Origin of the sequence: Pedobacter insulae, assembly GCF_900113525.1 — a bacterium.
Lineage (GTDB): Bacteria > Bacteroidota > Bacteroidia > Sphingobacteriales > Sphingobacteriaceae > Pedobacter > Pedobacter insulae.
On sequence record NZ_FOPP01000014.1, the window covers coordinates 65,865 to 88,724 of the forward strand.

Consider the following 22,860-nt stretch of genomic DNA (forward strand, 5'->3'; position numbering starts at 1 on the left):
TTTGCAACGCCTCGCAACTCCTCGCAATGACGAGTCTTAGAAAGTATCGTGAGTTTGATAGAATACTTTGACTTTTTGGTCTTTTTCTGACCAGGCGATGTAAACTTTAGCTTCCTTACCTAAGCGGTAGTTAAACCCATTTAACTGAGTTTGTTTGAGCTCTTCATAAAACGCTTTATCAGGCACATTTTCATCGGCTTTTTCTGTGGGCATAACAGCTGGCCATATAAAATGTTCTTCTTCAAAAAAGAATTGTACCTGGTTGTTTAAGTACTTCATCTTTTCGCTATTTGTTTTTAAATTTTGGTTTGCTTTTAATAGATCTGCTCCCTGGATATTGACTTTATAGATTTCTTTTCCCTTATAAGAAATGATACTGAACTGTAATGAACTGTTTTTTGGATCTGTTCCCTCTAAAGAAACCTTGAAAGTGTCGAGTTTTAGCGTGTCGCTAAAGGGGGTGGCTGTATGATTGGATGCAGGTTTAAGTTCTTCTTTTGGTGTTGAATTGCAGGCAACAACGAATACATAGCACAGCAATCCGAAGTAATAAATGTTCCTCATAGCCTTAAAAATTTATTTTTAATAAGTCGCTAGGCGAATCTATCGCAATGGTTTCAATTGTTGTTAGTCTGGTTTGAATTTGGTACCCATTTTCTAGCCATCGAAGTTGTTCCAGGCTTTCTGCTAACTCAAGCAAGGATGGTTTTAATTGTGTAATTGCTAATAGCGTTGCTGTTTTATAACCATATATGCCGATATGCTTATAAAATTGGTGAGTAGCTGATGGGTCGCGCAGATAGGGGATTGGGTGTCTACTAAAGTAGAGGGCCTGTTGCTGATTCCCAATGACAACTTTCGGAATATTTGGATTAAATAGTTCTTCTTCACCATGGATTTCTTTAATCAAGGTGGCTAATTGAACTTTTTCGTCTGCAAAACAATCGTTAATCAAATTAATCTGTAGCGGATCTATAAAAGGTTCATCACCCTGTATATTGATGATAACGTCGTAACCTGGAAGGTTTTTTACTACTTCTGCACAACGGTCTGTTCCACTTTGGTGAGTGTTGGCTGTCATGACAAATTCGCCTCCAAAGCGCTTCACTTCTTCGGCAATTCGGTCATCATCTGTTGCCACAACAACCTTGTTTAAGCTCGATTTGAGAGATTGCTCGTACACCCGCTGAATCATACTTTTACCACGAATATCAACTAATGGTTTACCCGGAAAGCGTGTAGAGGCAAAACGGGCAGGAATAACACCTAGAGACTTCATTGTTATTAAGTGTTTAATGATGACAAAATCACAACTAAAAGAATTAAAGCTAACACAATATAAGAAATTGGATGAGCAAAATTAAATGTCCAGCCCATCATCTGGTTTCGTTTAGGTAAAATAAACCGATAGTCTTTTGAATTAAAGTAAAATATTCCGAACACCCAATTTTCAGGTTTTTCATGTTCAAAATCTTTTCCTGTATTTTGAGTAGTAAAATAAAGCTTTAAACGCTTAAAAAAGCCCATTAATTTCTGCTTCAATCGATTGAATAATTGTTCCTAGGTCTTCAGGATTATTAGTGAAATCCAATTTATCCTTATCTAATATTAATAATTTACCTGAGGTATAATTTTTGATCCAAGCTTCATATTTCTCGTTCAGTTTAGATAAATAATCAATCCGAATGCTTGCTTCGTATTCCCTTCCTCTGCGTTGTATATTATTCACCAGGGTTGGCACCGAAGCACGTAAGTATACCAATAAGTCGGGTGGTTTGATAAAAGAAGTGATATTTTCAAATATTGCCTGATAGTTGTCATGATCCCGTGTGGTCATCAAACCCATTTCGTGCAAATTTTCGGCAAAAATATAAGCATCTTCATAAATGGTTCGGTCTTGTATTACATTTCTTTTATTGCTTTCTATTTCAACAATTTGTTGAAAACGGCTATTTAAAAAATAGATCTGTAGGTTAAAACTCCAGCGTTTCATATCGCTATAAAAGTCCTCCAGGTATGGATTATTATCCACGGCTTCGTACAGTGCTTCCCATCCGTAATTTTTAGCTAGCAAACCAGTTAATGTAGTTTTACCGGCGCCAATATTTCCAACAATTGCTATGTGCATACTTTTTGTGTTAAGCGTGAAGCGTGAGGCTTAGAGCGTTCGCTTACCGCAAGATAATTTAAAAACTTTTAAAACCAATAATTTCTCTTACTTCTCTGATTGTTTTTTGGGCGCTTTCTCTAGCTTTTAAGGCGCCATGTTTTGCTACCTGGCGAAGGTATGAGGTATCGGCCGCTATTTCATTAATTCTTTCCCGCATTGGTGCAGTGGTTAAAATCATGTCTTCGGCCAATTGCTTCTTGAAATCTCCGTATCTGATTGTCATTTTATTATACTGATCTTCAAAATGCGTTAAAGTATCTGCTGGTGAAACAATTTTCATCAATTCGAAAAGGTTTTGAATTGCTTCTGGTTTTTCTTGGAACTCGGCAGTTGGTCCGCCATCGGTAACAGCTTTCAATACTTTTTTACGGATAATCTCTGGACTGTCAGAAAGGTAAACGGCATTATTTTCTCCTTCAGATTTGCCCATTTTGCCTTTTCCATCTAAGCCGGGCACTTTAACAAGACCTTTCGAATAGCTAAAGGCATATGGCTCTGGAAAATATTCATTATGATATAAACGATTAAAACGATTGCCAAAGGTACGGGCCATTTCTAAATGTTGCTCTTGATCTTTACCTACAGGAACTTTGGTAGCTTTATGAATTAAAATATCTGCTGCCATTAAAACTGGATAGGTCAACAAACCAGCATTTACATTATCAGGATTTCCGCGTACTTTATCTTTAAAAGAGGTGCTGCGTTCTAATTCGCCCATATAGGCGTTCATATTTAGATAAAGATATAGTTCCGCAATTTCAGGAACATCAGATTGGATGTAGATTGTAGTCTCTTCAGGGTCGATCCCACAGGCCAGATACTCTACCAAAACTTGTTTAATATTACCGTGTAAATCTTGCGGAGTGGGGTGTGTGGTTAACGAATGTAAATCAGCAATAAAAAAATAGCAATTGTACTCATGCTGCATTTTTACAAAACTTTTAACTGCACCGTAATAATTTCCTATGTGTAACTTCCCTGTAGAACGGATCCCGCTCACTACTGTTTCTTTCATTTGTAGGTTTTATTTGTAATGCCCCGAAATTAAGAAAAAACAAATAAAAGGGGACTAAAATTTTGTTTTTAATGAACTTGTAGTTTATATCCTTTATTATGGATGTTGATGAGCTGGAGGTTGGGTTCATTCTCCATTTTTTTTCTTAATCTAGACACGAAAACATCTAGACTACGGCCAACAATTACGCCTTCATCTTCCCAAATTTCCTTTTGGAGCCGGCTTCTTTCTATGATCATGTTAGGCGATTTAGAGAAAATCAGCAGTAATTTGTTTTCTTTTATTGTAAGATTTGTCGTTTTTTGACTAATGGTAATTGTTCTTGCTATTGGATTGAATAGCATTTTCCCAATAATAATGTTATTGGAAGTTGGCTTAGGTTCGCGTACATTCACTTTTGCTGAAATAAGGAGCCCAACAAAAGCCAGTAAGGGTAACCCACCTAACAGGTATCCTTTTTGCGTATTACTGATCCCACTTTCTTGAAATTTGATGTTAATAAAGTAACAGCTTTTAGGCTGCTCTCTGCCACTGCAGGCGATGATATCATCTTTCTTATCTTTAAGTATGACAAAGCCATATACAACTTCCTTTTCGGCGCAGTTAAGTACGTTTACTACGTAGTTTTCTTTCAAAGTATGTTTGGCTAAGGAGCGTTTTACAATACCTACCAAAGAATCAGGCCTAAAGGTAAATTCATTTTCAAAGGTGATTTGATATTCATTTTCGCCCAGCATTTTTATCGGTAGTACACGTGAGGTACTATCTCCAGCTTGTAATAATAATTCGTGGCCTATCTTGCGGAGCATGATCTCCTGCTTTGCATAGTTAAAACTGTCTTTATTGGTCAGGCTAAATGCACATAAGATGGAAATGATCAATAAAGATGACAGCGCCAGCGGGTAAAAGCTTTTTCTTTTAAACATGATACAATTTTGCTATTCGAGTTAAATTTAGCTTTAATAGCTGTAATTAAGGAAGATTTAAGATGATTTTACAAAATTTACATTTCTTTTTACAGGAGAAATACCAGGTAACCTTGCGAAGTGATTTAGGTTTGTTGAAAATTAATTCATATGATCAACTTTATTCGCAGAGCTTCTATGTGGGCTCTCCTGGTTTCAAGCTTAGCAGCAAGTGCCCAACAAACTTATCACCTGGATACCAAAAAAAGCAAGCTATTTTGGAAGGGTACTAAAAAAGTAGGCACTAAACATTTTGGCTTTTTGTTATTTAATTCAGGTTGGATCCGAACCAATGCTGCAGGCATGTTAAATGATGGGGTGTTTAGCATGAACATGAAGACCATTACCACTACGGAGCATAAAAATCCGGCTGAAAATGAAAAAATTAACAAGGAGCTTAAAGGGAGCAGTTTCTTTGAAACCTCAACCTATCCTGCGGCTAACATTACAGTTCACAGTATTATGCCCACAGCTATAGCCTCTCAATATAAAGTTGCAGGAGATTTAACCATTAAAAAAACCAAGCATCCTATAACCTTTTTAGCTACGATTAAACCAAGTGCTACTGGGCTTACAGCTAATGCGAGCCTAACTATTGATCGAGTTAAGTGGGGTATTCATGAAACATCACAAGTTTCTGTAACAGATCAGTTCTTTTCGAATATAAAGGACAAAATGATTGCCGATGAAATTCCAATTTCCTTGACTTTGGTGTTTACTAGAGGTAAATAAAGCGATAATTTAGGTACAGTAAACTTTAAGTTAGTATGATTGTTAATCATACAGAAAAATTTGTTTACCTAAATTAAAGATTATGGATACCGAAGAAGTTGCAAATAGATTAATAGCGCTTTGCCGTGAAGGTAAGTTTCATGAAGCAATTGACGAGCTTTATGCTAAAGAAATAGTAAGCAATGAACCTAATGAAACCACCCAGGGGTTTGAATCTGTAAGGGCTAAAACAGAAAAGTTTGAAGCCAGTATTCAAGAAGTCCACAGTTCTGTTATCTCTGATCCATTAATTGCTAAGGATCATTTTGCTTGTATCATGGATATTGATGCGACTTATAAGGAGCATGGACGAATGAGCATGAGCGAAATCTGTGTATATGAAGTGAAAGACGGTAAGATCATCAAAGACACATTTTTTTATAATATGTAATTGCTTTAATGCCAAAGAAAAAACAAAAAACTAAGAGGGTCGCTATATTAGGTGGTGGACCAAGTGGATTATTTTTATTTAAACGGCTACTAGATTGTGGTAATCGTGAAATAGAAATAACAATAATTGAGAAAAGGGATCGCCTGGGTGCAGGAATGCCTTATAGTAGTTGTGGTGCAAATGATGAGCACATTACCAATGTTTCGGAGAATGAGATACCAGAATTGGTTACTTCTATTACAGAATGGGTTAAGACTGTCTCGCCAGCCATTTTGAAGCAATATGCAATTGATCCTGCCAATTTCAATGAATATAAAGTGCTTCCACGACTTTTTTTTGGTATGTATCTTTCTGCTCAATTTGAACTTTTGTTAACATGCGCAAAAGAAAAGGGAGTTGTTACCCATCTATGTCTAGAGTGCCATGTAGAAGATATTGTAGACCATCCAGATTTAAAGGAGACTTGGGTTATAATTTCTGGGAGGGAACCGTTAAAGTTCGATGCGGTAATTATCTGCACCGGACATCATTGGCCAAAAAAACATGAAGGTAAATTGCCTGGTTATTTTGAGTCTCCATATCCGCCATCAAAGCTTAATCTTCTGCTCAATCACCTTGTTGCCGTTAAAGGCTCTTCGCTTACAGCGATTGATGCAATTAGAACCTTAGCGAGAAATAATGGAAAATTCATTAGCAATGAGAGCAAACGCTTAAGCTATCAGCCTTTCAAGCATTGCCAAAACTTTAAGATCAGCATGCATTCTAGAAATGGAATGCTGCCAGCAGTTCGGTTTCACCTTGAAGATCCTCGTTTACATAATGACGAGCTGCTCAATAACGGGGAAATTGTGGCCCACATTAAACGTAATAATGGCTTTTTATCGCTCGATTATATTTTTGAAAAGGACTTCAAAGAGATATTTAAAGAAAAAGACCCTTCATTTTATGAGAAAATTAAGGAAATGAGCCTGGAAGAATTTGTGTCGGCCATGATGGAGCTTCGAGAAGAGTTAGATCCTTTTCAATTGCTCAAAGCTGAATACGAACAGGCGGCAAAATCTATCAAGCGTCAAGAAAGTATCTATTGGAAAGAAATGTTGGGGATACTCAGTTTTACGCTAAACTATCCGGCCAAATACCTGTCTGCCGAAGATATGCTACGTCTTCAAAACACCTTAATGCCTTTGATTTCAATCGTAATTGCTTATGTTCCCCAAAGCTCCTGTGAGGAACTCATGGCCTTACATCAGGCTGGGGTTTTGGATATGATTGCTGTTGGTGATGATAGCCGTGTTGAACCTGCTGCGCAACAAGGTGGGGCAATTTATCATTTTACAGATGATACGGGGGAAAGGCAATCCAAGCATTATCAAACTTATATAGATTGTACCGGACAGCCTCATTTAAGTTTGAGCGAGTTTCCCTTCAAAAGCATGCTTGCGGATAAAACGATTAGTCCGGCTCGTATCCGCTTTCAATCCGAAGAACGAGGAAGGATTGCCTTTGAGAAAGGCGACGAAAAAGTGGAAATGGGTGAGGATGGTACCTATTATTTGCAAGTTTCGGGTATTTCCATCAATGATAGTTTTCAGGTGCTCGACCGCTATGGAGCCTATAATAAGCGGATTTACATGATGGCTGTTCCTTATATGGATGGATTAAACCCCGATTATTCCGGTCTGGATTTTTGTGAGGAGGCGTCTAAAAGAATCGTTGAGACCTTAATTTCCGACTTACGAAGTCGGCCTATTTAGGCCGACTTCGTAAGTCGGGGGGTGATTTTGTTTGATTTTCTTTTAAATTTTTCCACATTTGTTCAAATGATCAATAAATGAAGAAATTATTCTTAGCTATTACGTTGCTTTTCACGCTTGTTTTTGCAGTTTCAGCTCAAACGATCCAGCTGCCAGATTCGATTTATTCGGGTAAACAAGGTGCGCTCCATGTGCAGGGCGTGGTGGTGGACCAGAATAACGGACATGTTTATTTTTCATTTACCGATAAGTTGGTGAAGATGGATCTGAAAGGGAATTTGATTGGCAGTGTAACCGGTTTTGTAGGTCACTTAGGTGATTTGGATATAACGGAGGACGGAAAAATATATGGGTCTTTAGAATACAAAAATGACGCCATAGGGAAGGGTGTTAAAAAGCAATTGGGTGTTGAAACTGTGAACGAAGATGGTTTTTATATCGCCATATTTGAGTGCTCTCGAATCACCAGGCCAAATATGGATGCAGAAAAGGAAGCACTATTGCGTACGGTTTATATTAAGGAAGCAGTTATTGATTATAACGCTAAGGTTAAGGTAAATAATAGGCAGGTTTCGCATCGGTTTGCTTGTTCTGGTATAGATGGTATCGCTTTTGCACCAGCCATAGGCAGTTCTAATAAGCAAAAAAAATACCTTTATGTTGCTTACGGCGTATATGGGGATACAACGAGGAACGATAATGATCATCAGGTAATTTTAAAATACGACATTAGTAATTGGGCTAAATATGAACGGGGTTTGTCACAAAGTAGGTTGCATCATTCTGGGCCAGAACAGCCATTGGCTAAGTATTTCGTGAAAACAGGTAATACCCGCTATGGCATCCAAAACTTGGCTTACGATCCTACAACCGGAAATTTGTTTGCTGCGGTTTACAAAGGATCCAAGTCTCAGTTTCCGAATTACGACTTATTTGTAATTGATGGGCATCAGAAGCCGGGCAATGGTTATGTCCTATCGGATGATCAACAGGTTAAAGTTAGCACGCTTGCATTACTGGGTGGATGGTCGTTTAAATGGGGTGCCACAGGTTTATGTCCCTTGGGAGATGGACTTTTTTACATTTCCCATAATGAAAAAACAAAAGACGGGCAGCAGCAAAGTACCATTTATAAGTACAAATGGGTAGGAGACGATAAAAATGCTTTTGTAATAGCTAAATAGTTGTTGTTTTAGGCATTGGTATAAAAATAAAGAAGGTGGAACCAGATCCTGGATTGCTTTCAAAACCAATTCGCCCACCCTGTCGTTCTATAAATTCTTTGCATAATGCCAAACCTAAGCCAATTCCCTTTTCGTCGTTCGTGCCCAAAGTCGATTTCGATTTGATAGAGAAAATATCTTCTTGAATTTCTTTGGCAATGCCTATGCCATTGTCGCTCACTGTTAATTTGCATTCACTTTCTAATACGACTGCTTCAACATGAATAGTGCCTTGCGGTGGTGTAAACTTGATCGCATTGCTAATTAGGTTCCGCACCACTAATTGTAGCATATTTATATCTGCAATGACAGTGATTTGTGAGGGAATTTGATGAGTTAGTTGAATACCTTTCTTAGTGGCTAATGCTTTTTCCATCTCCAAGGTATTTAGTAAAGAATTTAAAAGGTTTTCTTCCACCAGGTTAACAGATGCCCCTTCCATTTGCGACTTAGACCAATTTAATAGATTGGAAAGCATGTCCATCGCGCTATTGGTAGATTTGAGCAGTGCTTTTTCCAATACAGGGCGTTCTTCGTTGCTTAATTCATTTTCGTTAAGCAGCGAAAGGTAATTTTGGATATTCATTAATGGTGCTCTTAAATCGTGTGAAATAATAGACATCAGTTTATTTTTTTCGACATTCCGTTGCTCCAACTGATCATTCTGTAATAAAATTTGTGTTTTGCTAATTTCTACGGCTCTAGTTTTTTCCTTGCCTGCCTGTTGCTCTTTATCGTGGCTACGCCTGATGAAAGTGATGACCAAATAAATAACGATAACAGGGATGGGGAATGCGGTGATCCGATCTATGAATTGCCCTTTTCCGAAGGTGAAAGGATGTTGTACCCAATGCGGATTGTAGTACTCGAATACGTGTAGGCCAGAAAATATAAGCAGGTAGACAATTAACCATTTAGTATGGTGTTTATAAGGAGATATTGCAAATAGCAACAAAAGTTGAATAGGCCAGATTAGATCAGTTGAGCCATGAATGCCTGAATTGGTGAAATAATTAATCCCAAAAAGTACAATTCCTATGATACCAAATAATACGCTGTTGTGGGGTTTTCCCTGGAATCTGGAATGGTAGTATTGATAAGAAAAAAATAGGCCAAATATTAATGCTGAGAGCGAACCAACATACAGCTTTGCATATAAATTATAAGGAACATAGAAACTCACTAGCAAAATTAACCCTAACGTAATAGAGTGAAATATTCTGCTTTCAAGGGAGAAAACATCGGGGCTTCCTACCAATTCAGCCCAAAAGGTGTTTTTGTTTTTCAGATTGGCTTTATTGAATTTGGTGAATTTTGACATATTTAATCAAATGTAAAAAGAAATATTCAAAGGGCTAGGTAAGTAGAAGCAAAGTAGTAACTAAGTAGTAGGTAAGTAGTAGGTAAGTGGTTGGTTCGTGAAGCCGGGCCATTTTAGCCCGATTCGGCCCAATTTAGCCCAATTTAGCCCAAAAGTTCAGCCGAAAGTCCAATTCCGATAAGTTTGCCTTCATAATCATTACCGGTAAACAAGCGATTATGAACAAACAATTTTATTCACAATTTAAATTTTTAAAAACATGGCAAGATCAATTAACAACCCTATTATGCAGGGTGCAACGGGAAAAGTTGGAAAAATCACTTTTCGCCGTACAATTTTCGGAACAGTAATGGCAAACATGCCCGATTACGAAAGAACCAAGGTGCCAACGGCAGACCAGCTGGCTTTTAGGCAGCGCTTTAAGCTAGGTACTCAGTACATAAAAGCTAGAATGGAAGATCCGCTTTTTAAAGAAAGGTATGCCGCCATCGCCAAGCCTGGTCGTAGTGCTTACACTACTGCTTTTGCAGACTTTATGAGTCCTCCTAAAATACATTTGTTGGATATCAGCCTTTACCAAGGCCAAATAGGAGATACCATTAGGGTAAATGCAACGGATAATTTTGGAATCGAAACCGTACAGGTACAGATCAAGGATCTGGCCGGAGTGATAATCGAAACTGGCATAGCTACTTTTGATTTGCTTAGTGCAGATTTTACTTACTTGGCAGCAAGCGAAAATGCTAGTTTGGTAGGTTCTAAAATCGAGGTAACTGTTACCGACTTCAGTGGTGCTAAAACCATCCAGGAAGCAACTATTATTTAATTAACGGAGGGGCTGTGTAAAAGCAGCCCTTATTTATTTAACATTTAAAAACTACGAAAATGGCAACTATCGATAAAAATACTTTTGATAAATTACCCAAAAAAATACCTGGTTTTGTTATTTACAAAAGTGGAGACAAGTACATTATTAAGCTTAAACCACAGAAAAGTAGCAAGCCACCAAGTCCACTCCAAATAGCGAATAGGAAGCGGTTTGCTGAAATGATGCTTAAACGATCAAAGGGTGAGGGTTAGGAACTACCAATGTTAATGAGGTGAAACAATTATTGATTGAAACAGTTAACCACCTTGAAGCAGATCTGGAATCCAGATTATTTGTCAACTATGAGCCCTTTGAGTTACCCATCGGATTTCAAGTGAAAAATCATGTGCAGGCCTACAAGCCGCTAACTATCACGAAGCTGAGCACAGTGGGAAAATTTTTATATATTTAAAGCTGCTAAACAATAATGAAGTACATCAATAAAGACGCACATCCAAAAATCAAGCAAACCACTGCCTTATCAAGCCTAGGTGGATAATACCAATATTACGTCCTTTTAAGATGGTTATTGTGAGAGTGCCTGATCCTCGTATTCTCGTCTACTAATAATATTTTGCTCTCTTTGTGTAAGTTTTTTAAAATGCAAACAACTAATAGTGAAAAAACATATATGAGAACATTACTATTTTTGATGGCTGTATCAATAAGCGCCACATCATGCGGACCGAATTCATCTCCAGAGAAGCGAATGAATATAAAGAATGAGGAAATTAGTCAAAAAATTGAAGTGATTTTGAAGCAGCAAAAAATATTACGAGACAGTATATTAATCCTGAAAAAAGAAATAGACATCATCAAACATAAATAAGCATGGCTATGGAAAAGAATTTCACGAAAGAATAGAGAACATCAAACATTAGTAATGAGCGAAAGGGAATTTCTAACCATGATACAGGATAACCAGCGCATTATCCATAAGGTTTGCCGGATTTACCGCGATAGCCCTGAAGACCGGGAAGATCTTTTTCAGGAGATTGTTTTCCAGCTTTGGCGGTCATATCCATCATTCCGCGGTGGATCTAAAAGTTCAACCTGGCTTTATCGTGTTGCGCTGAACACAGCAATGGCATCATTCAGAAAAAATAAACCAAATGTTATTTCGGCCGAATATCTTCCGGATATACAATTCGAAGACATTAATTATGAAGGCAATGAAAGGCAGGAAAAGCTTCTTGCGAGTATCAGACAGTTAAGTGAACCAGATCGGGCACTGATTGCCTTATATCTTGATGAACTAAGTTATCAGCAAATTGCAGGAATACTGGGCATCAGTGAAAATAATGTTGGCGTAAAACTTAACAGGATAAAATTAAAGCTACAGAAACTAATAAAGTAAATCATGGAAATTGAAGAATTAAGAAAAGAGTGGCAAAGTATTAAGACGCCACAAATAGCGCTTGATCGAATTAAAGATATGACAATAGAAAAGAGCCACCCCGTGCTTAGTGGCATAAGGAAGCAACTTACCATAGAATTGATCGGTTGGTCAGCATTTCTTATTATTTGTTTTACTGGCTTAGATGCTGGTCAAAAACCGATCCTTGCCAATACTATATTGTTAATGGCAGTGGTTTTCCCAATGATTTTCAATATTTATGGTTATCGATTATCGAAGGAACTTATCGCAGGCCCAGACATAAGTTCATCACTGAAAAACCGAATTGGCTCCCTTAAGCGTTTTGCAATAATAAGTGTACTGCTAAGAATAATGTTAATTACCGGAGTTGGTTACTTTTTCATATCCACCGTCAATATCACCCAAGGTAAGCTTATGTTGCTTGGAGCTGGGAGTATGTTTTTGATATTTCCCCTTTACATGTTGGTTCGGATCTGGACCAAAAGGATAGGTAAATTAAACGACACCCTTAGGTTGTTAAAAGAGCATAGCTAATTTCCTAATACAAAAAATCCAGACTTTGATGGTTCAAAGTCTGGATAATGCCTTTATCGGGCTTTCTTTCAATCGTACCCAGCGCCGGAGTCGAACCGGCACGGTTTCCCACAGGTGTTTGAGACCAGCGCGTCTACCAATTCCGCCAGCTGGGCATTTGCTTAATAGCGGGATGCAAATGTATTAAATAGGAGATGAATAAACAAGGTTTTTTTTTAATTCAAGTTAAACTTCTCATTAGCAACCTTTACCACATTGGACGTGGTAATGATAGCTACTATTAAAATGCCAATTACGATGGCTAAGGCAAATTGAATATTGGAGTATAGATTACTTCCAGATACAAGTGTATTGGAATCCTTGATCAATTCTTCGCCTACATTACGTTGCAATTGCGTTAATTCGGTAAGCTTTTTGGCTATTTCATTAAATGAAGCATTAGTTTGCTGGATAAAATCTTCTTTATTGTTGATGGTTTGATCATTAAGCAAAATCTGTTCTATTTTATTATTTGCTTTTAATTGCGTTTTTAAATCTTCCAGATACTTTTTTTCTTGTGGTGTAAGGAACGTTTTTTCATATTTCGCTACCAATGAATTAATGTTGGCGTCATGAACGCCTAGTTTTTTGATCAGTTCTACTCGGGAAACGGTCGATTTCTTTTCAATCATTGATTCAAGGAGATAGCGCTTTGCATATAGGTTTTCTGCCAAATAGAAGAGGTCGGTGGCAGGAATCAAGCGATCGTTATACATTGATATAAATGCATTATTCATTTCTTTAATGCTTTTATCTTCTAAAAGCCGAATTAAAATAGTGCAGGCCATTACGCCAAAAAGAAAGATGGCGATTTTTGATTTTTGTTTTACTGTGTGTTTAAATCCCATAATGTGATTATTTATAGCTAGCCTTCTGTTCTCAAAATCTTAAGGGGCGGATGATTTAATATTTTACGTGTACTCCAAAGCCCTGTAATTACTACCAATACCACCACGCCAACAAAAAGTAGTAGAATGGGGACAAGAGGAGGGCTAAAGTTTGATTCGAAGCTGAACCGGGCTAATAGCCAACTTCCTGCTAATGCTAACATCAATCCGGCAGCGGTAGCTAGTGCGCCTAAAAAGAAATGCTCAATTGCATTAATTGCTAAGATCTGCTTACGACTGGCTCCCAAGGTCCGAAGTAAAATGCTTTCTCGGATCCGTTGATTTTTGCTTGTCCACACGGCCGACAACAATACAATCCATCCAGTAACCATGCTAAACCCTGCCATAAAACGAATTACAAAGCCAATTTTATGAAGAATTTCATCTAATAGTTGCAATATCAATGCTAAATCAATCACTGATACATTAGGGAATGCTCTTACTACTGCGCCCTGAAACTTGGCAGAGATTTCGTTTGATGGTACTTTAGTCATTAAAACATGAAACTGGGGAGCAGTTTCTAATACACCGGTCGGGAAAACAACCCTAAAATTGGTTTGCATCCTACTCCAGTTTACTTCCCTCAAACTGCCAACAACTGTAGGGATAAGCATTCCCTGTACGTTAAAAACAATTTTATCCTTCAGTTTAACATTAATACTTTTGGCATAACGCTCATCAAGTGAAACATAAATTGGAGCATTAGCACTTGCTTTGCCAGTCCAAACGCCAGCTACAACCTTTTCGGCAACGGTTAATGTATCTTGGTAAGTGGCTCTTAATTCCCCTCTAAATGCACGGGTTTGTGTGCTGTCCTTTCCTATTTTTTTACCATTAATTTCTTCAATGCGCATGGTTATAATAGGAACCTGGTTCATTAAGGGTAATTTATATGAGGTAGTGAGGTTAGCCAGGTCTTCTTTTTGGGTGGTTTGAATGTCGAATAACAACATGTTTGGCTGGTTTTCACTTGCCGAAAGGGTAACCCTGTTCATTAAAATGCCTTGTACAAAAAATAAGGTGCAAATAAAAGTTGTTGAAAGGCCAATAGCGACTGTAAGCATTAATGTTTGGTTATTTGGCCGATAAAGATTGGCAAATCCTTGTCGCCATAAATAGCTTAATGAAGCAGGCATTAATTTTCTCACCACGAACATCAGCAACTTAGAAAAAGCTACCAAAAGCAAGAATGCGATGAATATGCCACTGGTAAAGGCAATAGTTTGAACCAATGATTTCATCTGTAAGTAAGTAAAGCCCAGCACAAATATAACCATCAATGCATACACCAGCCATTTAAGGGGGTCTCTTTTAGCGGCAACATTCTCGAAAGAAGCCCTGATGGCATTTAGTGGTGAAATCTTTCTTACTCCTAATAAAGATGGTAATGCAAACAATACAGAGATTACCAGCCCTAACGCAATTCCTTGTAAAATGGCTATCCACGAAATTTGCATAGTCACCGTGATCGGCAAAAAATCTTTTAAGACAATTGGCAATAAGAACTGTACCAATGTGCCTAATATTGCACCGAGCAACGCCCCAATTGAGCCAATTACCATAATTTGAATGAGATAAATCAGAAATGCGTCTTTAGCTTTTAACCCCAGACACCGTAAAGTGGCGATGGCTGCTAATTTTTCCTGGATATATACATGGATGGCACTCCCTACGCCTATACAGCCTAATAGTAATGCTATAAAGCCCGAAAGTGCCATGAATCGGCTCATGTCTCTAAACGATCTCCCAGTTTCTGCCTTTTTTGATTCTACTGTATCTATATCTAAACCTTCCTTTTCTAGTTGGGGCTCCAGCTTTTTGATCACAGCGTTTAAAGAATCAGCATTTTTATAGCGATAATAAAAACTATAGGTAATCCGACTTCCTATTTTAGTTAAGCCGGTTTCTTCTAAATATTTTAAGGGAATATAAACAGTAGGGGCAATAGTTGCCGATATGCCGGTTTGGCCGGGGGCTTTAATTAAAATTCCTGCAATTGCAAAAGTTAAGTCACCAATTTTGATTGAATCGCCAGGTTTGGCATTAAACTGAAGCATTAAAGTTTTATCAACTAGCGCATTTCTTCCATTTTGAAAGGTTTTGGCGGCAGTTGTGGGCGAACTCTCCATTGTACCGTAGAATGGATAGGCCCCGTTAAGTGCTTTGATTTGTACCAGACGACTTCCTTCGTTATCGATAAAATAAATCATCGATGCAAAACTCCGCTCTTGCGCACGTTCATCGCCCATAGTGGCCAGTTTGCTCTCCATGTTAGCGCTCACTGGTCGCCTGCTTTGAATGACCAAGTCGGCGCCAGTTAATTCTTTAGCTTGCTGGTCTATATCGCGTTGCAAATTATCCTTAAAAGAATATACTGCAACCAAGGCAGCAATACCTAAGACAATAGAAGAAATAAAGAGCAATAAGCGCGATTGATTTTTTCGGCTGTCTCGCCATGCCATTTTGAAGAGCCAGGCAGTGCTAACGGGTTGATAAGTGATTTTTTCAGGCATGGATTAACCTTTCGTCTGCGATAATGCTTCCCCCTTTAATTTTAACGATGCGGTTAGTGCGTGCTGCCAATTCATTGTCATGCGTAACAATTACTAAGGTAGTCCCTGCGTCTTTATTCAAATCAAACAAAAGTTTAATGATCCTTTCGCTTGTTTCTGCATCCAGATTGCCTGTTGGTTCATCGGCAAATAAAATGGCAGGTTGGTTAGAAAATGCTCTTGCGAGCGATACTCGTTGCTGTTCTCCCCCTGATAATTGGATGGGATAATGATGCGAGCGGCTTCCTAAACCAACTTTTTCTAACAGCCCCAAGGCAATTGTTTTACTGTTTTTAGCTCCTCTTAATTCTAGCGGCACCATTACATTTTCTAAAGCGGTTAGGGTGGGCAAGAGTTGAAAGTTTTGGAAAATGAATCCTACGTATTGATTGCGAACTGCTGCCCGTTCATCTTCATTGAGTTCATTTAGGGTAATTCCACTTAAGGCAACCGTCCCTGAGCTAGCACTATCTAAACCTGCACACAAGCCCAAGAGCGTGGTTTTTCCGCTTCCAGATGGTCCTGTAATGGCTAATGTTTCTCCCTTGGTAATGGACAAATCGATTTGATCTAAAACGGTAAGGGTGTTGTTGGCGTTATGGTATGTTTTACTAACCTGCTTAATTTCTAGTATGGTTTCCAATGGTTGCTTGTTTAAGTTTTAGCTATATTTGAACGCAAACAGTAATGCCTGTTTGTTGTTAAAGATAATTGATTTTACCATTTTAGAGACTAAAAAATTAGCTATGTTACAAAAACATGTGTTTTGTCTGATTGTTTTAAGTGCCTTATTTGCAGCTTGTGGAAGCGAAAAAAATAACGGACAGGAAGCTGCGGATAGTAATGCGGTAGTTACGAATGATACTATTTCAAATAAGAATATCTTATTTTTTGGCACCAGTTTAACTGCAGGAATGGGATTGGATCCATCAGAGGCTTATCCGGCGTTGATTCAAAACCGTATTGATTCTTTAAAACTTCCGTATAATGTAATTAATGGGGGTTTAAGTGGCGAAACATCTGCTGCTGGCAAGGGTAGGATAGATTGGCTATTAAAGCAACCTATTGCTGTTTTTGTATTAGAGCTTGGCGCTAACGACGGTTTGCGTGGTATTAAAGTAACTGAAACGACTAAAAATCTGCAATCTATTATTGATAAGGTAAGGGCGAAATATCCTGAGGCTAAAATGGTTTTAGCAGGAATGCAGGTACCACCGAATATGGGTAATCCGTATGCCAGCGATTTTAAAAACATGTTTCCTACTTTGGCCAAAAATAACAATATGGTGCTTGTACCATTCTTATTGGAGAACGTAGGAGGAGTGCCAAAGTTAAATCAGCCAGATGGGATCCATCCAACTGCGGAAGGAGCCAAGATTTTAGCAGACAATGTATGGCTTAAGCTGAAAGGGATTTTGTAATTAAACTTTTTTCATCGTTCCCGATTTTGTGCTTATGGGATCTTTTTTTCTAAAACGGGGAACGGTTAAGGGGCTTTTAGCGGGTCTCTCGTCGCCCAGCAAAACACCCCATTGCTTAAATTGAGCTGAGCGATCAAAAATGATTTTAAGTACGGCAATAATTGGGAGGGAGAGAAACATCCCTGCGACACCGGCAATTGCGCCGCCCATTAATACACCAAGGATTGAAAACAAGGCGTTTATTTTTACTTTTGAACCAACGATACGCGGCATCAGGATATTGTTATCTATAAATTGAACTACGGCAATAACACCGAGCACGGTAATTACCGGCCACATTTCTGTTGAGGAAGTAAGCGTTAACAATACGCCAATTAAGTTACCGATTAATGCACCTACGTAGGGAATGAGGTTTAAAATTGCGAATATTACCCCAATTAGCAACGCATGTTTAATGCCGATGATCAATAGAATACCTCCGAGTAAGACTGTCATATAAGTAACTTGGATTAGCAAGCCTACCAAATAACTTTTAATAATGGATTCTGTTTCATAAACTACCTCTTTCACCTTAGGATGATCGTCGGTTTTGAACCACATAAAACTAAAGCGTAATAAAATATCTTTGTAAAAGAGGATCAGGTAAATGTAGATCGGCAAAAGGCCGACAAAGACAAAAACCCCGCTTAAGGTTACCGCTGCGCCACTTGCCGCTTTGCCGCCCATCGATAGTATGTCGTCGCTTTTTTCTTTTAGGAATGCGGTTTGTTTAGAAGTTTCTATACCGGTTAACTGACTTACCCATTGTTGTAGCGACTGCAAATGGTTGTTCACATTTTCTTTTATCTGCGGAAAATCATCTACTAAAAGACCAATTTGGGCCGAGAAGAACCATATTATTCCTGCAATGAAAATGAGCATAAATAAGATGGGGAGTATGATTGCAAGTGCTTCTGGAAACTTCTTTTTAATTAAAAACCGGTAAATGGGTAACAGCATAATGCTGAGAAAGAAAGCCATAATAATAGGCATGATGATATCCCTTCCCACTACCAAAATGGTAACAATGAGTACTATCCCTAATAATTCTATCGATCTTTTTACGGTGAGCGGTAACTGATTAGTCATGTTGGTAGGTTTTTAGCTTTAAACACTAATTTAGGTATTTTGTAGTGTTTAACCTCTTAATGATGAGCTTTTATTTTCCCATCAATTGTGCTTAATGCATTTTTTAGTTTGTCTAATGCGCTGTTCATTGCCACATCGTAAGTCTGACCGAAAGTACTTACTACAACTGGCTGTCTGCCTTCTATTCTTGCTTCCAATACACATTTTTTATCATCTTGTCCTGTTTTGTTACCATTTTCGTCAGATAAATGGACTTCTAAACGAGATAGATTGTCTGTAAATCTTGAAAGCTCCTTGTTTATTTTTTCGGTAAGCTGGCTTTCATATTCGGCATGGATTGTTAAATTTTTATCGGCGTTTAATTGAATAATCATATGGATTTATTTAAATGGTTTAATTAATAAAGTAACAGGAAAGAAGGTGACTTGTTTGTAATATTCCTATTTTTGTTCCATGACTGACACCATTATTGCTTTATCAACTCCGCCCGGTAGCGGTGCCATCGGTGTCATCCGTTTATCGGGCCCTGATGCCATTACTTTAGCTAACGAAGTGTTTGCCGGTAAAAACTTGGCCGAGCAAGCTTCGCATACTTTGCATTTTGGTTTAATAAAAAATGGTGAAGTAATTATTGATGAGGTGGTTATGGGATTGTTTGTAGCGCCTACATCCTATACTAAGGAAAACGTCGTAGAGATTTCTTGCCATGGTTCTAACTACATTATTCAGCAAATAATGAATTTGCTGATTAGCAAGGGGGCAAGGGCGGCCAAACCTGGAGAATTTACTTTAAGAGCTTTTTTAAATGGTGCTTTTGATTTAAGTCAGGCCGAAGCGGTGGCAGATTTAATTGCTTCAGATAGTAAAGCTTCCCACGATATAGCTTTACAACAAATGCGTGGTGGTTTCTCGAATGAATTAAAAGATTTACGAGAACAGTTAATTCATTTTGCTTCGATGATAGAGTTGGAGCTTGATTTTGCAGAAGAGGATGTAGAATTTGCTAATCGCGATCAGTTGAGAAACTTGGTTTCACGTCTCACGTCGCACATTGCGATACTTATCTCTTCGTTTGAAGTTGGTAACGTGCTTAAAAATGGGGTTCCAGTGGTTATTGCTGGTAAGCCGAACGTAGGGAAATCTACCTTGTTAAATGCGCTGCTTAATGAAGAACGAGCTATTGTGTCGGATATAGCTGGTACTACACGGGATACGATCGAAGATGAATTGAATATTAACGGAGTTATTTTCCGTTTCATTGATACCGCCGGAATCCGTGATACTGCTGATATTATTGAGGCAAAAGGGGTGGAGCGGACCCTGGAAAAAATGAAACAGGCCAAGTTAATTATTTATATGGCAGATGCTACACAAAGTTTGAACGAGCTAGAAGAACAGCTTATAGGCCTGCAAAAATTAGATATTCCGTATTTAATTTTATTGAATAAAGCCGACCTTTTGACGGCTGCACAAAGAGAGGCGTTTGCTGCTTTGGAGGTTCATTTTATTTCGGCACGAGAAAAGCAAGGAATTGAGGAGTTAAAAGATATTCTGTTAGATAAAGTAAATCTACACCATATTAATACCTCCGAAACTTTATTAACCAATATTCGTCACGTAGAGGCTTTGAAACAAACTGAAAGCGCACTGGAGCGGGTAATGTCCAATATTGATAACCCGGTTACTTCAGATTTTTTAGCCATGGATATTAAGCAAGCGCTTCACTATTTAGGTGAGATCACGGGGCAGGTTACGACGGATGATTTGTTGGAAAATATATTTACGAAGTTTTGTATCGGAAAGTAACAAACGATAATTACCAAGAAAAAACAATAAGTAAACCAAATTAAACCCCTTATAATCAATAGTTATAAGGGGTTTTTGTTTGTTGATGTTTTTTGATTTTTTTGTACCTTTCGTTAATATTTGTACCTTTATTAGGATGTTTTTAAAAAGGTACAAATAAATACAGTATTTTTAGTGTATCGGAGAAATGATGAAACACTTTGAAACATCAGGAAACAGGTAGAAACATCCTGAAACAATTTTGTATGAGTTCAAATATCAGATTGAATAGATTTTGCGAGGAGTGTAATGCATTATTTGTCGCTAAGACTACAGTGACACGATTTTGTAGCAGGTCTTGTAATGGTAAAAATCTTAAGAACAAGATAAAACGGTTAAAGATTGAAAACAGTAATCAGGAAACCAAGAAAGTTAAAGAGCAACCAAAAAACGAACTTAATGGAATGGCATATTTGAGTATTCAAGACACCTGTACATTATTAAATATAAGCAGAACTACCCTTTGGAGATTGCTTAACCAAGAAGTTATTAAAGCCTACAAATTGGGTGGCCGTAAAATTATTAAACGAGAAGAAATCGATAAATTATTTGTCAACCTATGAAACAAAACCGCACAGTTAAACTTAGAGAAAAGAAATTGAATGATGGTCGATTAAGCCTTTATTTAGATTTTTATCCTCCAGTTTACATTCCTGAGACTGGAAAAGAAACACGAAGAGAGTTTTTAAAAATTTACCTGTTCGAGAAACCAATAAATGCCATTCAAAAAGAGCATAATCATGTATGTAAAACAAAGGCGGAAAGCATTCGTGCTGAAAGAAGTTTGCAGTTCATCAATAAAAGCTTTGATTTTACCGACCGTTTATCTTCAAAAATGGATTTTCTTGCCTATTTCGAGCAAAAGGTGAAAAAACGTAATTCGTCAAAAGGCAATGCTGATAATTGGTTTGGATCATACAAATATCTGAAACTATATACTGGAGGTAAATGCACATTTGGCGATGTGGATGAAAGGTTTTGCGAGGGTTTTAAAGAGTTCTTGAAAAATGTAAAATCACTTAAATCTGAAACGGCAGGTTTGGCTCAAAACTCCCAGTATAGCTATTTTAATAAATTCAGGGCTTGTGTTAAAGAAGCTTTTGAGGAACGCCTATTTTCTATCAACCCCATTCTTAGGGTTAAGGGAATTCCCCAGGGCGAAAGTGAAAGAGAATATTTAACTTTTGAAGAGTTGAAAGCACTTTTCGAGACGGATTGTGAACCAAATGTTTTGAAAAGAGCATCTATATTTTGTGCTTTGACAGGCTTAAGATGGTCGGACATGATTAAACTTACTTGGAAAGAAGTACAACATTCCGAGCAGGATGGATATTTTATTCGTTTTACCCAACAAAAAACCAGTTCAAATGAAACGTTGCCAATTGCCGAACAAGCTTATGAGCAATTAGGAGAACGAGGCAATTTAGAAGATAGAATTTTTAAAGGTTTGAAATATTCGGCTTACACGAATGTACAATTATCCCGTTGGGTTATGAGTGCAGGCATAACCAAAAAAATTACTTTCCATTGTTTCAGGCACACCTATGCTACTTTACAATTAACAATGGGTACCGATATTTACACAGTATCAAAACTATTAGGCCATAGGCATTTAAAAACCACAGAGGTTTATGCCAAAGTGATAGATAAAAAGAAAATAGATGCATCAAAACGTATCATATTATAGCTATGAGGCAAATCGTATTAAAGCAAAATAAGAACCTTAAATATCTTCCATTGGCTTTTAATAACAACATTAAAGCGGTTAAGGAGGAATTAGAGGCCGGACATCCTAAGTTAAATGTGTTTCAAGTACAGGATGTTAATGGAATACTATTTAGCGTAAACAGAGAAATCAATCAAGAAAGCATTTACGAACTGTTTGGCGCACAAATAGAAATGTTGCTTGATATCCTTAAATACTTAAATGAGAACATAGAGGTTTACGAACGGTACGAATTACTGAAAGGCTTTATTGCCGAATATGAACTCATAAAGCAATTGGTAACAAAACCAATTTTTGATATACTTAACCATCACATTGATTTTATGGGTAACGAGTTAGTCCTTTTGGTAAATAATCACATTGAGCGGATTGATGAAGAACTGAAAATCAAGAATCACAAAAGTTTTGTTAGGATCAATCTGATAGATAAAGGTGTAGTGGCGTTTACAACAGGTGTTAATGATGTAGAAATTAAAGGAATTTTGGCATTTCTAAAGCTAAAGTGTGCAAAGGAAGCGGATTTTTTAGCACTTGAAAATGAACTTTCAAATAATACTGAATCGCATCAAGAATTTTATAACTTAAAAAATGTTACTCCTGACGATATGATCCTATTTTTTAAAATTATGCAAGACAGGCAGATCTTATCCAAAATTACCAATAAGGATTTATCTAAGTGGCTACACAGAAAATTCAGGTATTTTAAAAACGGGGATTACCTCATTGGACAGTCTCAAAGGACAACGCTTGATAAGTTGAACGTTAAATTGACAGCAAAAGAAAAAATAAAAGAATTGAATATCCATTTCAAAAAATAATTAAAACTTACGTGTTATGGCGATGCACGTAAGTTCTGAGGCTTACTTTGTGAT

26 protein-coding genes and 1 tRNA gene are annotated in these 22,860 nt (G+C 37.6%); 14 read left to right on the forward strand and 13 right to left on the reverse strand.

The features are described from left to right. Nucleotides 1-36 precede the first annotated feature (36 nt). The 6 genes from BM207_RS18185 to BM207_RS18210 all read right to left on the reverse strand — a co-directional run bounded on the left by BM207_RS18185 (nt 37) and on the right by BM207_RS18210 (nt 4,111). Nucleotides 37-564: a hypothetical protein gene (locus tag BM207_RS18185; RefSeq protein ID WP_090997889.1), complete on the reverse strand. Its 528-nt coding sequence runs from the start codon at nt 562-564 to the stop codon at nt 37-39. Nucleotides 565-568: 4 nt separating this feature from the next. Then, nucleotides 569-1,279 carry a 3-deoxy-manno-octulosonate cytidylyltransferase gene (kdsB, locus tag BM207_RS18190; RefSeq protein WP_090997892.1) on the reverse strand — a complete coding sequence of 237 codons (711 nt, stop codon included), beginning with the start codon at nt 1,277-1,279 and terminating at the stop codon, nt 569-571. A 5-nt stretch (nt 1,280-1,284) separates the two neighbouring features. Continuing rightward, complete coding sequence (locus BM207_RS18195; protein WP_090997894.1) at nt 1,285-1,527, reverse strand: DUF5808 domain-containing protein; 243 nt, start codon at nt 1,525-1,527, stop codon at nt 1,285-1,287. Then, the gene (locus BM207_RS18200) at nt 1,514-2,128 is read right to left on the reverse strand and encodes a deoxynucleoside kinase (protein WP_090997897.1); all 615 of its coding nucleotides are present in this window, start codon (nt 2,126-2,128) and stop codon (nt 1,514-1,516) included. The genes BM207_RS18195 and BM207_RS18200 overlap by 14 nt, the downstream gene beginning before the upstream one ends. A gap of 58 nt (nt 2,129-2,186) precedes the next feature. Further along, entirely contained in the window at nt 2,187-3,185 is a 999-nt protein-coding gene (gene trpS / locus BM207_RS18205) for a tryptophan--tRNA ligase (RefSeq protein ID WP_090997900.1), read from the reverse strand. A gap of 68 nt (nt 3,186-3,253) precedes the next feature. Next, complete coding sequence (locus BM207_RS18210; RefSeq protein ID WP_218155079.1) at nt 3,254-4,111, reverse strand: winged helix-turn-helix domain-containing protein; 858 nt, start codon at nt 4,109-4,111, stop codon at nt 3,254-3,256. A gap of 150 nt (nt 4,112-4,261) precedes the next feature. Between BM207_RS18210 and BM207_RS18215 the strand changes: the two genes are divergently transcribed. The 4 genes from BM207_RS18215 (at nt 4,262) to BM207_RS18230 (ending at nt 8,250) form a co-directional block, all read left to right on the forward strand. Continuing rightward, nucleotides 4,262-4,882, forward strand: a complete 621-nt coding sequence (locus BM207_RS18215) for a YceI family protein (RefSeq protein WP_090997905.1) — start codon at nt 4,262-4,264, stop codon at nt 4,880-4,882. Between the two features lie 82 nt (nt 4,883-4,964). Continuing rightward, complete coding sequence (locus BM207_RS18220) at nt 4,965-5,312, forward strand: nuclear transport factor 2 family protein (RefSeq protein WP_090997908.1); 348 nt, start codon at nt 4,965-4,967, stop codon at nt 5,310-5,312. 8 nt (nt 5,313-5,320) lie between these two features. Further along, a complete protein-coding gene (locus tag BM207_RS18225; RefSeq protein WP_090997911.1) occupies nt 5,321-7,066 on the forward strand; it encodes an FAD/NAD(P)-binding protein in 1,746 nt (581 codons plus the stop codon). Between the two features lie 77 nt (nt 7,067-7,143). After that, nucleotides 7,144-8,250, forward strand: coding sequence for a hypothetical protein (locus BM207_RS18230; protein WP_090997914.1), 1,107 nt, complete (start codon nt 7,144-7,146; stop codon nt 8,248-8,250). Here BM207_RS18230 and BM207_RS18235 read toward each other — a convergent pair. Then, nucleotides 8,243-9,610, reverse strand: a complete 1,368-nt coding sequence (locus tag BM207_RS18235; RefSeq protein WP_090997917.1) for a sensor histidine kinase — start codon at nt 9,608-9,610, stop codon at nt 8,243-8,245. The two genes, BM207_RS18230 and BM207_RS18235, sit on opposite strands and share 8 nt — an antisense overlap. A gap of 259 nt (nt 9,611-9,869) precedes the next feature. Between BM207_RS18235 and BM207_RS18240 the strand changes: the two genes are divergently transcribed. From BM207_RS18240 to BM207_RS18265, 5 genes are all read left to right on the forward strand, one after another. Continuing rightward, entirely contained in the window at nt 9,870-10,436 is a 567-nt protein-coding gene (locus BM207_RS18240) for a hypothetical protein (protein ID WP_090997920.1), read from the forward strand. A 59-nt stretch (nt 10,437-10,495) separates the two neighbouring features. Further along, complete coding sequence (locus BM207_RS18245) at nt 10,496-10,690, forward strand: hypothetical protein (protein ID WP_090997923.1); 195 nt, start codon at nt 10,496-10,498, stop codon at nt 10,688-10,690. A 419-nt stretch (nt 10,691-11,109) separates the two neighbouring features. Continuing rightward, on the forward strand, nt 11,110-11,307 hold the full coding sequence (locus BM207_RS18255) for a hypothetical protein (RefSeq protein ID WP_143095997.1): 198 nt from the start codon (nt 11,110-11,112) through the stop codon (nt 11,305-11,307). Between the two features lie 54 nt (nt 11,308-11,361). Beyond that, nucleotides 11,362-11,835 (forward strand): RNA polymerase sigma factor, encoded by a 474-nt coding sequence (locus tag BM207_RS18260; RefSeq protein WP_090997929.1) that lies wholly within the window; start codon nt 11,362-11,364, stop codon nt 11,833-11,835. Nucleotides 11,836-11,838: 3 nt separating this feature from the next. Beyond that, the gene (locus BM207_RS18265; RefSeq protein WP_090997931.1) at nt 11,839-12,390 is read left to right on the forward strand and encodes a hypothetical protein; all 552 of its coding nucleotides are present in this window, start codon (nt 11,839-11,841) and stop codon (nt 12,388-12,390) included. A 75-nt stretch (nt 12,391-12,465) separates the two neighbouring features. On the opposite strand, the gene BM207_RS18270 is transcribed toward BM207_RS18265, so the two are convergent. The 4 genes from BM207_RS18270 to BM207_RS18285 form a co-directional block, all read right to left on the reverse strand. Next, nucleotides 12,466-12,545: transfer RNA gene (locus BM207_RS18270), tRNA-Leu, on the reverse strand. A 60-nt stretch (nt 12,546-12,605) separates the two neighbouring features. After that, on the reverse strand, nt 12,606-13,277 hold the full coding sequence (locus BM207_RS18275) for an MCP four helix bundle domain-containing protein (protein WP_090997934.1): 672 nt from the start codon (nt 13,275-13,277) through the stop codon (nt 12,606-12,608). Nucleotides 13,278-13,294: 17 nt separating this feature from the next. Further along, nucleotides 13,295-15,829 carry an ABC transporter permease gene (locus tag BM207_RS18280; protein WP_218155080.1) on the reverse strand — a complete coding sequence of 845 codons (2,535 nt, stop codon included), beginning with the start codon at nt 15,827-15,829 and terminating at the stop codon, nt 13,295-13,297. Next, nucleotides 15,822-16,511 carry an ABC transporter ATP-binding protein gene (locus BM207_RS18285; protein ID WP_090997936.1) on the reverse strand — a complete coding sequence of 230 codons (690 nt, stop codon included), beginning with the start codon at nt 16,509-16,511 and terminating at the stop codon, nt 15,822-15,824. The genes BM207_RS18280 and BM207_RS18285 overlap by 8 nt, the downstream gene beginning before the upstream one ends. Nucleotides 16,512-16,614: 103 nt before the next feature. Here BM207_RS18285 and BM207_RS18290 point away from each other — a divergent pair, with 103 nt between their 5' ends. After that, nucleotides 16,615-17,289: an arylesterase gene (locus BM207_RS18290; RefSeq protein WP_090997995.1), complete on the forward strand. Its 675-nt coding sequence runs from the start codon at nt 16,615-16,617 to the stop codon at nt 17,287-17,289. Here BM207_RS18290 and BM207_RS18295 read toward each other — a convergent pair whose 3' ends face one another. Beyond that, a complete protein-coding gene (locus BM207_RS18295) occupies nt 17,290-18,417 on the reverse strand; it encodes an AI-2E family transporter (protein WP_090997938.1) in 1,128 nt (375 codons plus the stop codon). A 56-nt stretch (nt 18,418-18,473) separates the two neighbouring features. Then, on the reverse strand, nt 18,474-18,791 hold the full coding sequence (locus BM207_RS18300) for an HPF/RaiA family ribosome-associated protein (RefSeq protein WP_090997941.1): 318 nt from the start codon (nt 18,789-18,791) through the stop codon (nt 18,474-18,476). 79 nt (nt 18,792-18,870) lie between these two features. On the opposite strand from BM207_RS18300, the gene mnmE reads away from it, so the two are divergent. The 4 genes from mnmE to BM207_RS18320 all read left to right on the forward strand — a co-directional run bounded on the left by mnmE (nt 18,871) and on the right by BM207_RS18320 (nt 22,806). Beyond that, nucleotides 18,871-20,223: a tRNA uridine-5-carboxymethylaminomethyl(34) synthesis GTPase MnmE gene (gene mnmE, locus BM207_RS18305; protein WP_090997944.1), complete on the forward strand. Its 1,353-nt coding sequence runs from the start codon at nt 18,871-18,873 to the stop codon at nt 20,221-20,223. 245 nt (nt 20,224-20,468) lie between these two features. Next, nucleotides 20,469-20,825: a helix-turn-helix domain-containing protein gene (locus BM207_RS18310; protein ID WP_090997946.1), complete on the forward strand. Its 357-nt coding sequence runs from the start codon at nt 20,469-20,471 to the stop codon at nt 20,823-20,825. Further along, nucleotides 20,822-21,949, forward strand: a complete 1,128-nt coding sequence (locus tag BM207_RS18315) for a site-specific integrase (protein ID WP_090997949.1) — start codon at nt 20,822-20,824, stop codon at nt 21,947-21,949. Before BM207_RS18310 ends, BM207_RS18315 begins: the two co-directional genes overlap by 4 nt. A gap of 2 nt (nt 21,950-21,951) precedes the next feature. Further along, a complete protein-coding gene (locus BM207_RS18320; RefSeq protein ID WP_090997952.1) occupies nt 21,952-22,806 on the forward strand; it encodes a hypothetical protein in 855 nt (284 codons plus the stop codon). Nucleotides 22,807-22,860: the final 54 nt, after the last annotated feature.

Excerpts from the sequence above, each read along its gene's own strand:
- BM207_RS18275 (WP_090997934.1), bottom strand. The coding sequence starts at position 13,277 with ATGGGATTTAAACACACAGTAAAACAAAAATCAAAAATCGCCATCTTT.
- BM207_RS18300 (WP_090997941.1), bottom strand. The coding sequence starts at position 18,791 with ATGATTATTCAATTAAACGCCGATAAAAATTTAACAATCCATGCCGAA.
- BM207_RS18225 (WP_090997911.1), top strand. The coding sequence starts at position 5,321 with ATGCCAAAGAAAAAACAAAAAACTAAGAGGGTCGCTATATTAGGTGGT.
- kdsB (WP_090997892.1), bottom strand. The coding sequence starts at position 1,279 with ATGAAGTCTCTAGGTGTTATTCCTGCCCGTTTTGCCTCTACACGCTTT.
- BM207_RS18230 (WP_090997914.1), top strand. The coding sequence starts at position 7,144 with ATGAAGAAATTATTCTTAGCTATTACGTTGCTTTTCACGCTTGTTTTT.
- BM207_RS18235 (WP_090997917.1), bottom strand. The coding sequence starts at position 9,610 with ATGTCAAAATTCACCAAATTCAATAAAGCCAATCTGAAAAACAAAAAC.
- BM207_RS18255 (WP_143095997.1), top strand. The coding sequence starts at position 11,110 with ATGAGAACATTACTATTTTTGATGGCTGTATCAATAAGCGCCACATCA.
- BM207_RS18215 (WP_090997905.1), top strand. The coding sequence starts at position 4,262 with ATGATCAACTTTATTCGCAGAGCTTCTATGTGGGCTCTCCTGGTTTCA.
- BM207_RS18260 (WP_090997929.1), top strand. The coding sequence starts at position 11,362 with ATGAGCGAAAGGGAATTTCTAACCATGATACAGGATAACCAGCGCATT.
- BM207_RS18210 (WP_218155079.1), bottom strand. The coding sequence starts at position 4,111 with ATGTTTAAAAGAAAAAGCTTTTACCCGCTGGCGCTGTCATCTTTATTG.
- BM207_RS18200 (WP_090997897.1), bottom strand. The coding sequence starts at position 2,128 with ATGCACATAGCAATTGTTGGAAATATTGGCGCCGGTAAAACTACATTA.
- BM207_RS18220 (WP_090997908.1), top strand. The coding sequence starts at position 4,965 with ATGGATACCGAAGAAGTTGCAAATAGATTAATAGCGCTTTGCCGTGAA.
- BM207_RS18245 (WP_090997923.1), top strand. The coding sequence starts at position 10,496 with ATGGCAACTATCGATAAAAATACTTTTGATAAATTACCCAAAAAAATA.
- mnmE (WP_090997944.1), top strand. The coding sequence starts at position 18,871 with ATGACTGACACCATTATTGCTTTATCAACTCCGCCCGGTAGCGGTGCC.
- trpS (WP_090997900.1), bottom strand. The coding sequence starts at position 3,185 with ATGAAAGAAACAGTAGTGAGCGGGATCCGTTCTACAGGGAAGTTACAC.
- BM207_RS18280 (WP_218155080.1), bottom strand. The coding sequence starts at position 15,829 with ATGCCTGAAAAAATCACTTATCAACCCGTTAGCACTGCCTGGCTCTTC.
- BM207_RS18295 (WP_090997938.1), bottom strand. The coding sequence starts at position 18,417 with ATGACTAATCAGTTACCGCTCACCGTAAAAAGATCGATAGAATTATTA.
- BM207_RS18185 (WP_090997889.1), bottom strand. The coding sequence starts at position 564 with ATGAGGAACATTTATTACTTCGGATTGCTGTGCTATGTATTCGTTGTT.
- BM207_RS18315 (WP_090997949.1), top strand. The coding sequence starts at position 20,822 with ATGAAACAAAACCGCACAGTTAAACTTAGAGAAAAGAAATTGAATGAT.
- BM207_RS18240 (WP_090997920.1), top strand. The coding sequence starts at position 9,870 with ATGGCAAGATCAATTAACAACCCTATTATGCAGGGTGCAACGGGAAAA.
- BM207_RS18310 (WP_090997946.1), top strand. The coding sequence starts at position 20,469 with ATGAGTTCAAATATCAGATTGAATAGATTTTGCGAGGAGTGTAATGCA.
- BM207_RS18290 (WP_090997995.1), top strand. The coding sequence starts at position 16,615 with ATGTTACAAAAACATGTGTTTTGTCTGATTGTTTTAAGTGCCTTATTT.
- BM207_RS18265 (WP_090997931.1), top strand. The coding sequence starts at position 11,839 with ATGGAAATTGAAGAATTAAGAAAAGAGTGGCAAAGTATTAAGACGCCA.
- BM207_RS18320 (WP_090997952.1), top strand. The coding sequence starts at position 21,952 with ATGAGGCAAATCGTATTAAAGCAAAATAAGAACCTTAAATATCTTCCA.
- BM207_RS18195 (WP_090997894.1), bottom strand. The coding sequence starts at position 1,527 with ATGGGCTTTTTTAAGCGTTTAAAGCTTTATTTTACTACTCAAAATACA.